11 protein-coding genes are annotated in these 17,952 nt (G+C 45.5%); 7 read left to right on the forward strand and 4 right to left on the reverse strand.

All coding sequences use genetic code 11. From position 1 onward, the window contains the following. Positions 1 to 4: 4 nt before the first annotated feature. The 3 genes from ABDK00_RS12430 to ABDK00_RS12440 are packed head-to-tail and all read right to left on the reverse strand — an operon-like array spanning position 5 to position 3,706. Complete coding sequence (locus ABDK00_RS12430) at positions 5 to 1,657, reverse strand: sodium:solute symporter (protein WP_346237078.1); 1,653 nt, start codon at positions 1,655 to 1,657, stop codon at positions 5 to 7. A gap of 28 nt (positions 1,658 to 1,685) precedes the next feature. Further along, the gene (locus tag ABDK00_RS12435) at positions 1,686 to 2,909 is read right to left on the reverse strand and encodes an enolase C-terminal domain-like protein (RefSeq protein WP_346237077.1); all 1,224 of its coding nucleotides are present in this window, start codon (positions 2,907 to 2,909) and stop codon (positions 1,686 to 1,688) included. Next, positions 2,906 to 3,706, reverse strand: coding sequence for an SDR family NAD(P)-dependent oxidoreductase (locus ABDK00_RS12440; RefSeq protein ID WP_346237076.1), 801 nt, complete (start codon positions 3,704 to 3,706; stop codon positions 2,906 to 2,908). Before ABDK00_RS12440 ends, ABDK00_RS12435 begins: the two co-directional genes overlap by 4 nt. 73 nt (positions 3,707 to 3,779) lie before the next feature. On the opposite strand from ABDK00_RS12440, the gene ABDK00_RS12445 reads away from it, so the two are divergent. From ABDK00_RS12445 to ABDK00_RS12475, 7 genes are all read left to right on the forward strand, one after another. Beyond that, entirely contained in the window at positions 3,780 to 4,724 is a 945-nt protein-coding gene (locus tag ABDK00_RS12445) for an AraC family transcriptional regulator (protein ID WP_346237075.1), read from the forward strand. Between the two features lie 132 nt (positions 4,725 to 4,856). Beyond that, positions 4,857 to 8,033, forward strand: coding sequence for a TonB-dependent receptor (locus ABDK00_RS12450; RefSeq protein ID WP_346237074.1), 3,177 nt, complete (start codon positions 4,857 to 4,859; stop codon positions 8,031 to 8,033). Positions 8,034 to 8,054: 21 nt separating this feature from the next. Next, positions 8,055 to 9,791, forward strand: a complete 1,737-nt coding sequence (locus tag ABDK00_RS12455; protein ID WP_346237073.1) for a RagB/SusD family nutrient uptake outer membrane protein — start codon at positions 8,055 to 8,057, stop codon at positions 9,789 to 9,791. A gap of 339 nt (positions 9,792 to 10,130) precedes the next feature. Beyond that, the gene (locus ABDK00_RS12460; protein ID WP_346237072.1) at positions 10,131 to 11,624 is read left to right on the forward strand and encodes an arylsulfatase; all 1,494 of its coding nucleotides are present in this window, start codon (positions 10,131 to 10,133) and stop codon (positions 11,622 to 11,624) included. 3 nt (positions 11,625 to 11,627) lie between these two features. Beyond that, complete coding sequence (locus ABDK00_RS12465; RefSeq protein ID WP_346237071.1) at positions 11,628 to 13,079, forward strand: sulfatase; 1,452 nt, start codon at positions 11,628 to 11,630, stop codon at positions 13,077 to 13,079. Between the two features lie 27 nt (positions 13,080 to 13,106). After that, positions 13,107 to 14,291 carry a glycoside hydrolase family 88 protein gene (locus ABDK00_RS12470; RefSeq protein WP_346237070.1) on the forward strand — a complete coding sequence of 395 codons (1,185 nt, stop codon included), beginning with the start codon at positions 13,107 to 13,109 and terminating at the stop codon, positions 14,289 to 14,291. Beyond that, complete coding sequence (locus tag ABDK00_RS12475; protein WP_346237069.1) at positions 14,278 to 14,742, forward strand: L-rhamnose mutarotase; 465 nt, start codon at positions 14,278 to 14,280, stop codon at positions 14,740 to 14,742. The genes ABDK00_RS12470 and ABDK00_RS12475 overlap by 14 nt, the downstream gene beginning before the upstream one ends. Before the next feature lie 24 nt (positions 14,743 to 14,766). Here the strand turns inward: ABDK00_RS12475 and ABDK00_RS12480 are convergent, their stop codons facing one another. After that, the gene (locus ABDK00_RS12480) at positions 14,767 to 17,874 is read right to left on the reverse strand and encodes a glycoside hydrolase family 2 TIM barrel-domain containing protein (protein ID WP_346237068.1); all 3,108 of its coding nucleotides are present in this window, start codon (positions 17,872 to 17,874) and stop codon (positions 14,767 to 14,769) included. Positions 17,875 to 17,952 lie beyond the last annotated feature (78 nt).

Here is a 17,952-nt window from a genome sequence, read left to right on the forward strand (position 1 = left end):
TTTGTTATTTAAATAAAATATATAATATCACCATAATGATCACCAATAACAGGGATAACCATTTGTAATTACCCAGGCCGCGCCAACCCGGCGCTTGCAACGGTTCGGCCCATGACTTCCAATAAAGCGTGCTGCTTTCGGCCGTATGCTTTACGGGGTGTAGGAAAGAAAAAATGACCTGCATGAACACACAAGCACAAAAAAGATAAAACGCCATCATCATAAATGGAATGTTGCCGATAAATGTTTTTTGCCCTCCTATTTTACTGATCAGAAAAACCGAAACGCCCAGCAACGAACCTAACCAAAGCGTGTACTGTGCTGCCTTAGCCGACGCGCGTTTCCAAAAAACACCTAAAAGAAATACACATGTAATCGGCGGCGCGATATGAGCAATCACATCGTTGATGCCCTCAAACAAACTGGTGTAACGATTGAGCAAAGGCAACAAGGCCAGCGAAAGCGCGAGCGCCGCACCAGCGGTATAACGCCCAACAGCCACCAGCCTATTATCACTGGCCTCAGGCTTAAAACGTTTATATAAATCATAGCTCGCTAAAGTGCCGATTGAATTCAGCGCTCCTGCGATCTGGCTCATCAGCCCCGAAAGCAGGGCGGCCACTAAAACACCCACCAGCCCTTTGGGCACCAATTGCTGAATCATTAAAGTGTAAATACCTTTTGAGTCAGGTATCATTTTTCCATTGAAATCGATCAGCGGCAGACTGCTCAAATCCAGAGATCCGGTTTTATAAAGTGTGTAGGCAAACAAACCGGGCATTACGAAAATGAAGACGGGCAATATTTTTATAAACCCACAAAATAAAGCGCCTACCCGCGCATGATTTTCATCTTTGGCGCCAAGGGTTCGTTGCACAATCGTTTGGTCGGCACACCAATACCAAATGCCCAAAACCGGATATCCTAAAAACACCGCAAGCCAGCTCATTCCGCTTGCATCGCCGACGGGGCGGATCATACTTATTTTATCCAGCTCTTGTTGTTGCGAAAGCACGTTCACCATCTCTGCCCAGCCGCCTACTTTGTCCCATGAAAAATAAGTGATAATAAAAGCGCCCGCAATCAGTACAATGCTTTGCACCGTTTCCGTAACCACCACCGCTCTCAGCCCGCCCACAATTGTATAAACCCCGGTTAGAAAAGAGATAACAATAACGCTCACATACATATCAATTCCAAAAAGCGTTTCGAGTACGATGCCGCCGGCTAAAAAAGAAAAAGCTATGTGAATAATAATGGCCGAGACAATCGAGATGATGGCCAGCCAGTCGCGACAGGCTTTATTATATCTTTTTTCCAGAAAATCGGGCAGCGTTGACACGCCGGATTTAATATAAAAAGGAACGAAAAAGAGGCTCAGCAAGATAAGCGTCAACACAGCCATCCATTCAAAATTCCCATTGAGCAACCCTGTATCAAAGCCGCTCTGCGCGAGGCTTACCAGGTGAATACAGGAAATATTGGTCGCGAAAAGAGCCAGGCCGATCATTGGCCAGCGCAATGTTTTGCCGGCCAAAAAATATTCTTTACTTCCCGTTGTGCCTGCGCTTTTGCGGCGCGCCGACCAAAGCCCTATAAAAACGATCAGCAATATATATGCAATGGAAATAGCAATATCAATCGTAGAAATCATCATTTTTTATTAGGTTAAAAATGAAACAGGTTCACGGCACCAGATCGCAACTGCTGCCGGGCTCCTGTGGCGTCTTATAAACGCCGTCTTTGACAACAACCGGATGCCTGAAATACTTTTGAAGATGAGGGATATGTTCCAGGAACAGCGCTTCATGCCCCATCGCAATATGATTGAACAGTACGAGGTGCTGATGCAATTGCCCCATGTCGCCTACATGAGGAACTACTGGCACACCAAATTTTTTGCACAACAAGCTTATCGTAATAAACTCGCTCACGCCACCTACCCTGACCGCATCCGCCTGGATAAAAGCAGCGCTCCCTGTTTGAATATAATTTTTAAAAACAATGCGGTTTGGTACATGTTCACCTAATGCCAGCTTTAGCGGAGCAATAGCATCCGCCAACGTTTTATGCGCCAGTATATCATCAGGATGTGTAGGCTCTTCAATCCAATATGGATTCATTTGCTTAAGATCTGTACAAATATTAATGGCCTGCGGCAGGGTCCATTGCTGATTTGCATCGAGCATTACTTTGACATCATCGCCTGCTGTGTCGCGGACGATTTGCGCACGCCTGATATCGCGGAGCGGATCGGCCGAACCCACTTTCAGTTTCATCGCAGTGAAGCCCTGATCGAGCGCTATCTTACAATTGGCCCTGACCTTTTCATCATCATAGTTAAACCAACCTACCGATGTGTCATAGCCGGGATACCCCTGATCGAGAATCGATTCGCGATGCGCCTGCGTGGGCTTTTGTGCCGCCAGTAGGGCGATGGCCTCTTCTTTTGTAAGCACATCTTCCAGGTAGCTAAGGTCGAGCGTATTTACGATTTCCTGCGGGGAAAGCGTTATCAATAATTTCCATAAAGGCCAACCGCGCTTTTTCGCCCAAAGGTCAAAACAGGCATTTGTTACGCTCGCTAAACCCAAATGAACAACACCTTTATGCGGGCCAAGCCAGCGAAATTGCTGCTCATTGGCGCTTGTGTTAAACCAGGAGCCAAAATTTTGCATTACCTCTTCAATATCTTTTCCAATGAGCGATTGCGCGTAAAATTTTGCCGCTTCACAAACGAGTTCGTTACCGGCGCCCACCGTAAACGCAAGCCCCGACGACGAAACCCCATCGTCCGTAGTAAGTAAGGTTTGCGCATAAGAATACACCGGATCTTTATGAATCGCATCGCTCCCCGACCCTCCGGTCAAAGGATATCTCCTGTCGGCAATTTCAAATTTTTTAATCATCTTTTCTCTATCTGTTTTATGAAAGCGTCCTGGTCGATTCCGCGACGGTAGCCCAGTTCGGCGCCACCACTTACAGGCAAAATGCAGCCCGTAATAAAAGCGGCTTTGTCCGAAGCCAAAAAGACGCACGCGTCGGCAATAACATCTCCTTCGGGGCAGTAACCGAGCACATGGATATGATCGAGATAAGTTTCTATCGTTTCTGAATTGGGCTGTTCATTGCTCCATTCTTTCAACATCGACGTCCACACGCCGGCAGGCGCTACAGCATTAACACGAATGCCAAATTTGGCGTAGTCGAGCGCCATTGATTTTGTCATTGCGTTCACCGCACCCTTTGTCGCTGTATAGGCGGCATGCAGTTCCTGCCCGATTTCGCCAACCAAACTCGACGTGTTGATAATACAGCCCTTAGTTTTTTTAAGATATTCAATACCGTGCACAGTGGTATGATAAATGCCTTTGATATTCACCTGCATCAGGCGATCAAACTCTTGTTCCGTAGTCAGGTGTAACGGCGCTGAAGGATGTGCAATTCCTGCATTATTGTGGATAATATCAATGCGCCCAAAAGTTTGAATCGCTGTCTGGATAGCTGCTTTCACCGCCGCTGCGTCTGCTACATCTCCCGTGATTCCGATGCTATTCGCGCCGAGCTCCGTCGCAATAATTTCAGGTGTTTCCGGCTCGATGGCCATGACCGCTAATTTTGCGCCGTTGGCGGCGTAAGCGCGGGCACAGCAAAGTCCAATTCCCATTGAGCCGCCGGTTAGAAATACGATTTTATTTTTTAGCATAATCCTGTTTGTAAAAAGGACTGTAAAAATACCATGGACAGGTTTTGCAGGTATGGAGTATTGTCGCCTTTATATGGATTATACTATGGTGGAAGAAAAAAGCAGTACATTAGTATCTGATTTTGCAATGAAAAATTTTAGAATAAAAGATGGATTTTCGGGGGAATTACAAATCAATATCCCCAGAGAAATTGTAATTAATAAATTAAGAAAGAAACAATTTTTAGGCAATTTATTCATCACCCATATTGGCTTTTTTCCAAAGGCTAAATTCCATTTTCGAGAGCGCCCGTTTGGTTGTGCCGACAATATTTTGATTTACTGTGCAGAGGGCAAAGGGCATTATCAAACCGAGCAGGCGGAACACACGCTGTTGCCGGGGCAGTTCTTTATGCTGCCGCCAGGGCAGTTTCATATGTACCAGGCAGATCTCAAAAACCCATGGTCTATTTATTGGATCCATTTTAGCGGCGACATGCTAAAAACTTTCAACCACCTGATAAAAGCCGACGATTTTGTTGCGCCTACCAAAGTAAAAAACGAAATCAAAATTATTGAGCAATGGAGCGATATTTACAGTGCGCTGTCTGCGGGTTTTGAGCAAAGCAATTTAACTTATGCCAATCTTAGTCTTTACAAACTTTTAGCCACCTTCGTTTGCCCGATCGAATTTATAAAGCCGTTGGCCGATGAAGACCCCATCAGTCGTTCGATTGCCTATATGAAAGCAAACATACATTTGCCACTGACGGTTCAGGAGCTTGCAGCCCGGCAAAACCTTTCCGGCTCTCATTTTATGATCCGATTCAAATCTAAAACCGGTACTTCACCTATCGATTATCTGATCCGTTTGAAAATACAGTTTGCCTGCCAGCTACTCAAACAAACTGACCTTCGGGTAAATGAGGTTGCAGAGAAAACCGGTTACCAGGACGTATTTTATTTTTCAAGGATTTTCAAGAAATATACGGGTGTCCCACCTACAAAATTTCGACATACAGCCCCGCGGAGATCATAAACATTGGCAAATCCAGATCTCTAAAATAGCCCAACAATCAACTTTTTAAATTTTTTAAAAATAAATTTTACAATTTAATTTTTCCCCATAATTTTATCGCCAGTTTTAACGTTTAAATCACATTAATTGCATATGGGAAAAAATCCATCTGGTTTTAGACTGGCTATCGCGTGTGCCCTCTTTTTCGCACCATTTGTAGCCTTTTCACAACAAACAGTAACAGGAAAGGTAAGCAGCAGCGACCAAGGGCAGCCACTATCGGGAGCCTCCGTAATCATCAAAGGCGGTACGACGGGAACCAATACCGATGACGCGGGCTTTTTTAGTATTCAGGCCGCAAATGGTCAAACATTAGTAATCAGTTATGCAGGCTATCTGTCCAAAGAAGTGTTGATCACCCAAACTACGCTGGGATCTGTTACGCTCGACCCTGCAGGTAGCGAAGATGAAGTGGTGGTCGTTGGTTATGGCACGCAAAAGAAGGTTAACCTCACCGGCGCTGTTGAAGTCATCAAAGGCGAAGAGCTGGTCAATCGCCCGACGCCTAACTTATCTCAATCATTGCAGGGAAAAGTGTCTGGCGTCAATTTCGGCACGGGCATTTATGGCTTTGAACCCGGCGCCGCGCTTAATGTCCAGGTTCGTGGTCAGGGCGCACCGCTAATTTTGGTGGATGGAGTTGTCACCAGTTCACTCAACGGCATAAACCCCAACGATGTGGAATCAGTTTCGCTTTTAAAAGATGCCGCTGCTTCGGCTATCTATGGTGCCCGTGCGCCTTACGGTGTGCTTTTAATCACAACTAAAAAAGGATCTACAGAAAATAAGCTTTCCATTGACTACTCGGGCATATATACCAAAGCAAAGCCTTTGAACATGCCTAAAATGCTCGATTCTTACACCTACGCCCTGGCTCTCAACGAAGCCAGTCAAAACACAGGTTTGGCGCCACAATATAAAGAGGCCATCATTGACAGGATACTTGCTTACCAGGCCGATCCTATCAATACGCCGGCTACTTATCCGGCGTCAGCCAACCCCAATTTATGGGGCGATTATTTCGAGTCGAACTCCAATAACAACTGGTTTGATATTTTTTACGGGCCCGGCAAAAGGTCGCAGCATAACATCTCGGTAAGCGGTGGCAATAAAGGCCTGCAATTCTTTTTCTCGGGCGGTTATGTTTACGACGGTGGCCTGCTTAGAAAAGAGATCGGAACCGATAATTATAAACGCTATAATTTTACTTCAAAATTTGACGCAAGCCTCGCAAAGTGGATCAAAGTGTCATCAAACACCCGGTATTTCAACACTTCCCGCAATACACCGGCTTACGATAATCAGGGAAACTATGATTTGCTCTTCCACCAGGTAGCCAGAACGGTGCCCTCACAGGCTATTATGTCTCCAAATGGCGTTTACCGCATTCAGTCAAAAATTCCCTGGACGAGAGATGCCGGTAACAACAATGTCACTGTTAACGATATTGTTCAGCGATTTGCGACAGAAATAACGCCTGCGAAAGGATGGACGATCAACGCTGATTTTACGGTCAATTTAACTCACGACGCTTACACTTCAAAAAACTTCACGGTTTACGAAGACAATGTGGCCGGGGCGCCCGTAATTTCGGGAAGTACGCAAAACCCTTTTGTTGAAAAATCACAGCAGCTGACGATCTACCGCACTTTCAATGTTTATTCAACTTATAAATTTAATCTACAGGAAAAACATAATCTTTCTGTAATGGCTGGTTACCAGCAGGAACGTTCGCACCTGGAATATATCTACGCCAAAAAAACAGGACTGGTAACACCGTTGGTACCGACACTCAGCACTTCAACTGGGGTGGAAAATGGAAGGGATAATATATCAGATTATGCAACAGAAGGTGTTTTCGGCAGATTAAATTACAACTTCCTGAACAAATATTTATTAGAACTGAATGGACGTTATGACGGAACCTACAAATTTGCAGATGGCAAAAAATGGGGCTTCTTTCCTTCTGCATCAGTGGGATGGAATATTTCGAACGAAGGCTTTTGGAGTGGTTTGAAAACTGCCGTTAACAACTTCAAGATCAGAGCTTCTTATGGTTCTTTAGGAAATCAGCTGACAGCCGACGCCTACCAGGATATTCCGCTGTTGGGTGTAAACCCGAATCTGGGCTGGATTATCAATGGAGTACGGCCTAGCTATGTCACGGCTCCCAACCTCATCAACCCCGACGTCACCTGGGAGACTTCTAATACGGCCGACCTGGGTGTGGATATTTCTGTTCTGGGAAACCGGCTTACTTTCACGGGTGATATTTACAAACGGGTAACCAAAGATCAGTTGGGCCCGCAGGCTGCCGTGCCCGCAACTATCGGTGTGGCCACATTGCCTCAGGCCAATAACCGCGAAACGGAAACAACAGGATGGGAAATTTCCCTCAACTGGAATGACCGCATCGGCTCAGAGTTGAGGTATTCGGTAGCTGCCCAGTTATTTGATTACAAAACCACCGTTACGAAATATAATAATCCTACAAATTTGCTCACTACGAGCTACAGTGGCCAGGAAGTGGGAGAAATTTGGGGATTAGTTTCAAAGGGATTAATTCAGGACCAGGCAACTGCTGACGCGATCAATACCGGAGGCCTACAATCTGTTGTTTCAGGACAACAATGGCAAACCGGTGATATGGAATATACAGACCTCAATGGCGACGGAAAAATAACTTACGGCAACAATACGCTGGACAATCCGGGCGATCGCCGCATTATCGGTAACCGCACCCCCCGTTACCAGTTTGGTTTGACCACCCGCCTTGAGTGGAAAGGTTTTGATTTATCAATGTTTTGGCAGGGCGTTGCAAAAAGAGACCTGGACCTCAGCGGAAATATGATGTGGGGCTTTACGACTAATAACCAAAGTTCCATCTTTGTGGATCACCTTGATTATTACCGAGACGCAGAGGCCACCAAATATTCGGGCCTGGGAGAAAACAAAGACGCCTTTTATCCACGTCCCTATCTTAATTCGGGCATGAACGCCAAAAACCAGGTTGTTCAAACCCGCTATCTTCTAAACGGGGCTTACGGCAGGCTTAAAAATCTTCAAATTGGTTACAACCTAAGCGAAAAGCTTTATCGAAAAATAAAAATGCAAGAACTTTATATCTATGTCTCAGGCGAAAATCTTGCAACAATAAGCAGCCTGCCTCAGCATTTTGATCCGGAAACAGCCAACGTAGGCTCGCGAGGAGATGCGAAGTCATTTTTCCCTGCTACAGCCTATTCTCTTGGCGTTAATGTTAAATTTTAGTCTTTCCCAAAAAACAGTAAAATGAAATATTTACTTTCTATAATAGCTGCACTTCTTTTATTATCATCGTGCAATAAAAATTTAGATCTGCCTCCGGCAGACGACATTTCTAATAGTCAATATTGGAAAACTGCGCAGGATTTAGATGCCTATGTATTGCAATTTTATGCATCCTTACCCACCACCCGAAACAGCTCCGGCTATACGGGGTATATTGGTTCTGACGCCTATGTGGGATCTGATCTCCAGATTCGCGCCACTCCCAACCCAAGGCTTAACGGCAACCGCAGCCCGGTTAATAGCGCTGCAGGCACTGCGTGGAATTTTGTCAATATCCGGTCCGTCAACATCTTTTTTGAAAACTACAAAAACGTCAATGAACCTTTTGTCAACATTAGACAATATGTAGGCGAAGCCCACTTTTTCAAAGCCTGGTTTTATTTTAATCTGGTAAAAGCCTATGGCGACGTGCCCTGGTACACCAACTCGATGTTGTTGGATGATGAGCGCCTATTCGATCCCCGCACACCGAGAACGCAAGTCGTGGATTCGATATTAATGCACCTCGATAGCGCGGTGAGTAATTTAAACTTTTTAAAAGATCTCGGCACCGCAGGCAGCAACCGGCTTAGCAAGGAGGCGGCGTTGATTTTTAAATCGAGAGTGGGCCTGTTTGAAGGAACCTGGCAAAAATATCACAGCGGAACAGACTTTGCTACGCCCAACGCTCAGCCTACCAAATATCTACAGGCCTGTGTTGATGCTGTTAACGAATTAAGGACGCCTGGCAAATATAAGGTTGGGCTTAACAGCACTTATAGCGGGCTGTTCAATCAAACCAATCTCAGCTCTGTTGCTGAAGTTGTGCTTTGGTGCAAATACGACCGAACTTTAGGTTTTGCGCACAACTTCCAACAATTTGTTACGCTTTCCACCGACGAAGTAAGCGCAACGATGCAACAGGTTCAAAACTATTTGAAAGCTGATGGCAAGCCCTATAACTATTTAGATACAGGCGCAGCCGTGAAAGGCACAGCATTTCTTTCAAAAATTGCAAATGAGTGCGATCCGCGCCTGAAGCAAATAATCTGGATTCCGGGTCAAAATATGTGGAACAACGCCGGAGGTGTGGTTAATTTTGCCAAACCCAATCTTGACAAAACCAATGAAAGCAAAAATTTCACCGGCTTTCAGATGAGCAAGGGCGCTGACCCCAGAGATCCTACGGCGGGCGGCGCCCAGGGTTTCAGTACGTCTTGCGAAACGGCGAGCATCATTTTCCGTTACGGAGAAGCCTTGCTAAACTTAGCTGAAGCTCAGGCAGAGCTCGGCCAAACTGTCGATTACGTCAATACCATCAATTTACTGAGGTCGAGGGTGAGCATGCCGGCTTTCGCAGCGCAGGCAGATGCAACCCGCACGTCGTATGCCAGTTTTGGTTATCCATTGTCAGACGAACTCTATGAAATTCGCAGGGAAAGAGCGGTTGAACTCGGTTGTGAAGGATTTCGGTTTGATGATTGGCGCAGATGGGCGGCTGGAAATTTGTTTAAAAACAAAAGGCCTTTGGGCTTCCCTTACTTAGCTTCAGAATATCCCGCTTCTTTTACGATTCTTACCACCAACGGCTTTGTAGATCCTTATAAAAACTTACTACCAAATGGTTACAATTTCAATGCCGGCAGAGATTATTTAGAATGTGTACCGGTTAACGAAAGAACGCTTAATCCGGCACTGACACAAAATCCAGGCTGGTAAAAACAAACAAAAAAAGCTCTTCTGGAGTTTCATACAAGCCTCCATCTTCGCGCAAAATGGGCGCCGATGGGGGCTTTTTATATCAAGGTGGGTTAATCTCGCATTTTAAGCTGAAATTTTAAAAAGTTTACGTCATCTCCAAGCCGGGGATTTCTTAATTTTAAGCCCTTTAACGCTTTGCAAGATTGATAAATACAAGACCAATAATAGGATCCTAAGCGGCTTTAGCAATGGTGCCGGCTTTTGATAACCTTTTCATTGAGGTGTTATACGCCAACAAAACTCATGAGGGCGGTTATTGCCTTGCGACGAATTTTTGCTGTGTAAAGAATATAAAATATGAAGATAATAAGATCGGTATTTATAGCTTTTCTCTCCGTGCTTTGCCTTAATATCGCGGCCCAGACAAATGCACCTAACATAATTTATATCCTTGCCGACGATCTTGGTTACGGCGATGTCAGCGCTTTCAATCCGCAATCAAAAATTAAAACAGCGCATATTGATGCCTTGTCAGAAACGGGTATGTCTTTTACAGATGCGCATACCAACTCAGCCGTTTGCACGCCCACGCGCTATGGTGTTTTGACCGGGCGCTACGCGTGGCGCACGCATTTACAAAGCGGTGTATTATGGAGCTACGATTCTCTGCTGATCGCTGCAAACCAAACGACAGTAGCATCATTACTAAAAAATAAAGGTTATGCAACCGCTTGCATTGGGAAATGGCATCTGGGATTAGGGTGGCAAAAAGACGATGGCGGCCTGGTTGACTTCTCAAAAACAATTACGTCTGGCCCTAACACAGTGGGCTTCGACTATTTTTATGGCATCACCGCCTCGCTTGATATTCCGCCCTATTTCTACATTGAGAACAATAAAATAACCGCAAAAAAAATCGACACGATCGAAGGCACTAGCGGTAAAGGCTTCTGGCGAAAGGGCCCGATAGGAGACGATTTCAGGCATGAAGAAGTTTTACCACACCTTATTGATAAGGCTGCCGGTTATATCAGCGCGAAGGCAAAAAACAAACAACCGTTTTTTCTTTACCTGCCCCTGCCCTCGCCCCACACTCCCATTCTGCCTGCAGAAAAATATCGCGGCAAAACCAATACAAATGAATACGGCGACTTTGTGCTGATGACAGACGATATGGTCGGCAAAATTGTTGCGGCGGTAGCAAATGCCGGCATCGCAGCGAACACCATGATTGTGTTTACCAGCGACAACGGCGTAGCGCCCATGGCGAACCTTAAAGAATTGGAAGCCGCCGGCCATCAATCCAGCTTTATTTTTAGAGGCACCAAAGCAGACATTTTCGAGGGAGGGCATCGCGTTCCATTTATTGTGAAGTGGCCCGGAAAAGTTAAGGAGGGTTCCAAAAGCGATGCCACGATTTGCCTGACCGACTTCCTTGCTACCGCCGCCGACATGGTGAAGCAGCCATTGCAGGCAGGCGAAGGCGTAGATAGTTACAGCCTTTTGCCGCTTTTGACCGGAAAAAATAAATTTCAAAGAACGCAAACAGTTCATCATTCTATCGACGGCAACTTTGCGATCCGAGAAGGCAAATGGAAGCTCGCTTTTGCCTATGGCTCGGGCGGTTGGAGCGCGCCGGTTGAAAAAGCCGCTAAAAAAGAAAACTTGCCATCTTTGCAATTATTCGATTTGGAAAAAGACATAAGCGAGCAACACAATATTGCATCCGACCATAAAGAAATTGTAGCAGCGCTGACAAAAAAACTTGAAACTATTATTCACAACGGACGCTCTACGCCAGGCGCAAAACAGTCGAATGACGTTCCGGTTAACTATTTAAAATATAAATAACGAATGAAATCTGTACACATCATGATTTGGGCGCTTTTGCTGCCTTTTATAAGTTTTTGCCAAAAGAAAAAAGCTGCCACACAACCGCCGAATATCGTACTCATTTTTATGGATGACATGGGCTATGGCGACCCGGTATGCTATGGCGGCGGCCCTTACCAAACGCCAAATATCGATGCGTTAGCGGCCAGCGGTATCCGCTTCACCAATTTCTACGCAGCGCAGGCAGTATGCACGGCCTCCCGCTCGGCCATCATGACGGGCTGCTATCCAACGCGCATTAGCATGCACGGCGCGATTGACAACCACGCAAAATTCGCTTTAAATGGCGACGAAGAAACAATGGCCGAAATCCTGAAAGCGAGAGGTTACAAAACAGGCATGGTGGGTAAATGGCATCTCGGCCATAAAGAGCCCTTCCTGCCCCTTCAAAACGGCTTCGATGAATACCTGGGCCTTCCCTACTCAAACGATATGTGGGCCTACGATTACAACGGCGAACGTTGGAAAGACACCTCTTTTTGGCGCGCCAAATATGCTCCGCTGCCGCTTATCGATGGCAATAAAACTGTAAAGATTATCGCTTCATTTGCCGATCAGGACCAGTTGACAACGCAATACACGGAACGCGCGGTTTCCTTTATTAAGAAAAATAAAAACAATCCTTTCTTTTTGTACTTCGCCCATTCGATGATGCATGTGCCGTTGGGCGTTTCGGATAAATTTAAAGGCAAAAGCGGCGCAGGCATGTTTGGCGATGTCATCGAAGAGGTAGACTGGTCGGTAGGCCAGGTAATGAAAACATTAAAGGATAATGGATTGGCTGAAAACACCATTGTCATTTTTACCAGCGACAACGGCCCCTGGCTGAATTTCGGCAACCACGCAGGCAATACGAGCGGATTGAGAGAAGGCAAGGGAACGGCATGGGATGGCGGCGTAAAGGTGCCCGGCATCATCAGCTGGCCGGCGCATGCCAAAGCCGGTGTAGTGAGTAACAAACTATTAACTACCATGGATCTTTTACCCACGCTGGCAGAAATATGCGGCGCCAAACAACCCGTTAAAAAAATAGATGGCGTGAGCTTTAAAGATCTTTTATTAGGCGACATGAACAGCACCCCGCGCAACGAGTTTGCATATTATTATGACCGGAATAATTTAAAAGCCATACGCAAAGGACAGTGGAAATTAGTGTTTCCGGCAAAATCGCGCACCTACGGGCCTCCTTCTACTATTGAAAACGACCGTTATCCGGGTAAGACTTATGAAGTAGAAGTACCGCTCGCATTATACAATCTAAGTACAGATCCCGGCGAAGACAGAGATGTAAAAGACCACCATCCTGAAATAGTAAAAGAGCTGGACGCAACCGCTCAAAAATACAGAGAACAGCTGGGCGACGGGCTTACTAATACGATAGGGAAAGAAGTAAGGCCCGCCGGCAAGTTATAATCCATTGTTTACAATAATCAACTATACATGAAGTCTTCTCTACTTTCTCTCAGCCTGCTTATCACAACTGTGCTGTGCGCCCAAACAGAAACGCCTCTTGACCAGCTTATCGCCTCCAATTTTAAAACTGCTGCAGCGCAATACAAACTGCTTGAAAAGAATACGCCCAGCGACAAGATGCCTAAAACCTTTAAAGACGGCAAGTCTGAAGCATCGGGCACGGGCTGGTGGACAAGCGGCTTTTTCCCCGGCAGCCTTTGGCTCATCTATGAAGCGACAGGCGATAATGAAATAAAAGCAATCGCTGAGAAAAGGCTAAAACTTGAAGAAAAAGAGCAACGCTTTACCGGTAATCATGATATCGGTTTTATGATATTCTGTTCTTTTGGCAACGCTTATCGCATCACCGGAAACCCCACTTACAAAAAGGTGATCGATACCGCAGCCTTTTGGCAAATCAAAAGATACAAACCTTCGATACATGCCATTCAATCGTGGAACCAGTCCAATAAGTTTCGCTGCCCCGTCATCATCGACAATATGATGAACCTTGAACAACTTTGCTGGGTAAGCCAAAATGGCGGTGATCCCAAATACAAAGACATTGCGATCACGCATGCCAACACCACACTCAAAAATCATTTCAGAAAAGATCACAGTTCCTATCACGTGGTTGATTATGATATCGAAACGGGAAATGTTTTAAAAAAGGTGACGCACCAGGGCTATGCTGATGAATCTGCCTGGTCGAGAGGCCAAGCTTGGGGCTTATATGGTTACACGATGATGTACCGGTTCACGAAAAATAAGAAATATTTAAAGCAGGCGCAGGCGATTGCAAAATTCATGATCGAACACCCCAACATGCCTTCAGATATGATCCCCGTTTGGGATTATAATACACCCGAAGGTGTAAATGCATTGAGAGACGCATCGGCCGGCGCCATTATGGCTTCCGCCTTAATGGAATTGGCCCAATACACTAAAAAGAAACAGGCAAAAAAATATCGAGCTGTAGCGGCCACGGCCATACAAACTTTATCGACACCGCAATACCTGGCGCAGCCCGGTGAAAATGGCGGTTTCGCGTTGAAGCACAGCGTGGGCTCTTTGCCGGGCAACTCGGAGGTTGACGTACCCCTAACCTATGCTGATTACTATTTCTTTGAAGCGATGCAGCGCTACAAATCATATCTTAATGAATCAAAATAAAACTCGGCTAACCAGCGCTACATTTTTTTACGTCCTTGCTGCGCTCGTTATTTTCTCTTCATGTAAGGAAAAAAATACTGTCAGGGAAAATGATGTTCCACCAGCGAAAAAGGCGCAGCGCTATGCGATGGTTACCGGGCTCAACCCCGAAAAAGAAGCTTATTACCGACAATTGCATGCTGATGCCTGGCAAGGCGTGCTCGACAAAATAAAAGCCTGCCACATTGAAAACTATTCTATCTACCTGAAAGAAATCGATGGCAGACCTTATTTATTCAGCTATTTTGAGTATGTGGGCAATGACTTTGAGGGCGACATGCAAAAAATGAGCGAAGATTCAATCACGCAACGCTGGTGGAAAGAAACGGATCCCTGCCAGGTGCCGCTTCCTGATGCAGCCAAAGAAAATAAAATCTGGTCGCCAATGGAAGAAGTTTTTCATACCGATTAGCGACCAGACACCTTATAGCTTTTTCTAAAAACCTACCGGCTCTACAACGAACGAATATTCATAGTCGCCGTAAGGAAGCCTGTAAGGCTCAAGTGGCAAGGCGCCCCAACTATTTTCACACCCCAATCCCATCTGAATTTTATCAATTGTAAGATTGGTAAAGTTGGCAGGTTGCACCAATTCAGAATGGCGCTGGTCTTTTTCCGGGCCATCGTCGAGCGACTCAATGGAGTAATGCAGTGCAGACATAGAAAGCGGCGCATCGGCATACACTTTCAAGCCGCGACCACCTTTTGTCATCAGCTTCCACCAGCGGATATCCGTTTTTGTTCCCGTTTCCTGCGGGCGGATATAAGGATAGAACTGTTCCTCCACGGTTTGGTTGAAAATACCCAAAAACGAGGAATGGTTACGATCGCTGTAATTTTCAAAAGGGCCACGGCCATAATAGGAAATATGATCTACATCTTTAAGTAGCTGCACCTGCATCCCAAAGCGGAACATTCCCGACACTTTCGCGGAGCGGTCCGCTTCAAGTTTTTGTGCCACTTTTATTTTTCCTTCTTTATCGATTTGGTAAGTCAATAACAATTTGCCGGAAACAGCGGGCATTTCATAACTGGCTTCCACATGCACGACACCTTCCTTTATTTGTGGCTTTAGCGCTTTCAGCTTCAATTCCGGATGCTTCCAAACGGCATATTTTTGCTGAAGTTTTGCACCAAAATCGTTATCGGTAGGCGCTCTCCAAAAGTTCGGCGTTAGTTCGCTACCCGCTGCGAGCAAATCGGATCCGCCAATGCGGTATAAACTTAAAAAGCCGTTTGCCTTATTAAACTCAATATCAATTTTATCATTTTTGATAATGAGATAATTTCTGTCGTTTTCCAAAACTTCGAGGGGTGACCCAACATCATCCGTTTTGGCAAAAGCGCTGTTTTTAAAACTATACGGTTGAATAACCAACTGATTTTTGGCAACCACCCACCCCGCTTTTACCAGGTCTCCATAGCGCTTTTGTTTAAAATCAACATTCAGCAAAACTTCAGCATCAGCAGCAATGCCGTCCAAATCATAGGGCAACTGCACCGCTTTCGTTTGCTGAGGCTGTACATCCAATTGTTGGACTACGCCATGCTGAACCGATGTACCATTAACCAACAGTTCCCATTCGGCATAATAATTATCCAGATCGACAAAGAAATTTTCATTGTGGATATCAACAGTTCCTTTCGTCAGATCTACCGGTTTTACCCAAATAGATTGATAGAAATAACCCACTTCATACATATGCGGATTGAGGGTGCGATCGGGGCTAATCAGTCCATTATTATTAAAATTATTATCGGAGGCGTCGTAGCGGTTGTAATCGCCGCCGTATGCATAATAAGTAATTCCTGCTGCGTTTTTTTTGTGCAAAGCCTGGTCTACAAAATCCCAGATAAAGCCGCCCTGAAAGCTGGGATATTTTCTTACCAGGTCCCAGTACTCTTTAAAGCCGCCTTCTGAATTACCCATCGCATGCGCGTATTCACACTGGATCAGCGGCTTTTTAGGATTGCTCTTTCCATAGGCCTCGCTGGCTTTCACTGTAAGGTACATCGGGCAGTAAACATCGGTGAAATTGTTAGTACCCGCCTGCTCGTATTGCACCGGCCGAGACGGATCTTCCTTTTTGATCCAGGTATAACAAGCTTCAAAATTGGGCCCAAAGCCGGCTTCGTTACCCAACGACCAAATGATCACCGAAGGATGATTAAAATTGCGTTGCACGTTTCGCTCATTTCTTTCGAGATGCGCCTTTGCGAACAGCTTATTTTTTGCCAGTGTTTTATCTCCATAGCCCATGCCATGCGATTCGATATTTGCTTCGGCAACTACATAGAGTCCGTATTGATCGCAGAGGTCGTACCATAAATTATCATCGGGGTAATGGCAGGTGCGTACCGCATTGATATTATGCTCTTTCATAATCCTGATGTCCTCAATCATGCGTGCCCGTGACACGTAATAACCTCTATCCGGATCCATCTCGTGTCGGTTAACACCTTTGATAAGGATAGGCTGCCCGTTTACCAGGAGTTGCCCTCCTTTTACTTCCACATTTCTGAAACCAACCTTTACCGGGATCACTTCTGTCAGCTTGCCTTTATTAAAAACGGATGCAACAAGTGTGTACAGGTAGGGTGATTCGGCCGACCACTTCTGAGGATTGGCAACGTCGATCGCAACCTTGCTTGTGCCGCTTATATTTAACTCCTTGGTTACAACCGTAGCGCCTTTTTGATCAAGCAATTTAAAATGAAGGCTGGCAGGCCCCGAAACAGACATATCAATATTAAGAACGGCGTCCCGGAAAGCTGCGTCAAGCGTTGGAACCACGCGAATATCCTGCACACGTTGCTTTTCCCTTGCATAGAGATAGCAATCCCGGCCCACACCCGATAAGCGCCAGAAATCCTGATCTTCGAGATAAGACCCGTCGCTCCAGCGAAAGGTTTGAAAAGCAATTAAATTCGGTTTACCGGGTATTAAATATTTGGTAAGGTCAAATTCAGCCTCCAGTTTACTGTCCTCACTATAACCTACAAATTTCCCGTTTACCCATAAATACATATTTGAAGTCACCGATCCAAAGTGAGCGAAAATGTCTTTGTCTCTCCAGTCGGCCGGAACAACAAATGTCTTGCGGTAAGATCCCACATGATTATTAACTTCAGGCACAACGGGAGGCGTTAGCGGAGCCTGATTATGCCAGGCATAACCTACGTTTTTATAAACCGGATCGCCAAAGCCATTCAATTCCCAGTTGCCCGGCACCGGCATTTCGGCCCAGCCTTTATCATTAAAATTCGTCTGAAAAAAATCCATAGGTCGCTCATTGGCATCTTTCACCCAATTGAATTTCCATACACCGTTGAGCGTCATAAAGCGAGCCGAATGTTTCTTTTCTTCTTTCAGGGCCAAGGCCTCGTTTTCATAAGCAAAAAAATGAGTTCGCATCGGAGCCCTGTTGATCGCATTGACAGCAGGATCCTGCCACTCCGCTTTTTGTCCAATAGCAGTAAACCCGGCAGCAGTCAGCAGTATGGCCAAAGCCATATGCCTTAGACCGTTCATCGTTGATTTCATCCGTATATTTTTTATGTTTTTATGGATCGCATGGAACTTATCAAGTAAAAATTTTCATATCACTATGTGATAAACATG

Source organism: Niabella insulisoli, from assembly GCF_039652435.2.
Lineage (GTDB): Bacteria > Bacteroidota > Bacteroidia > Chitinophagales > Chitinophagaceae > Niabella > Niabella insulamsoli.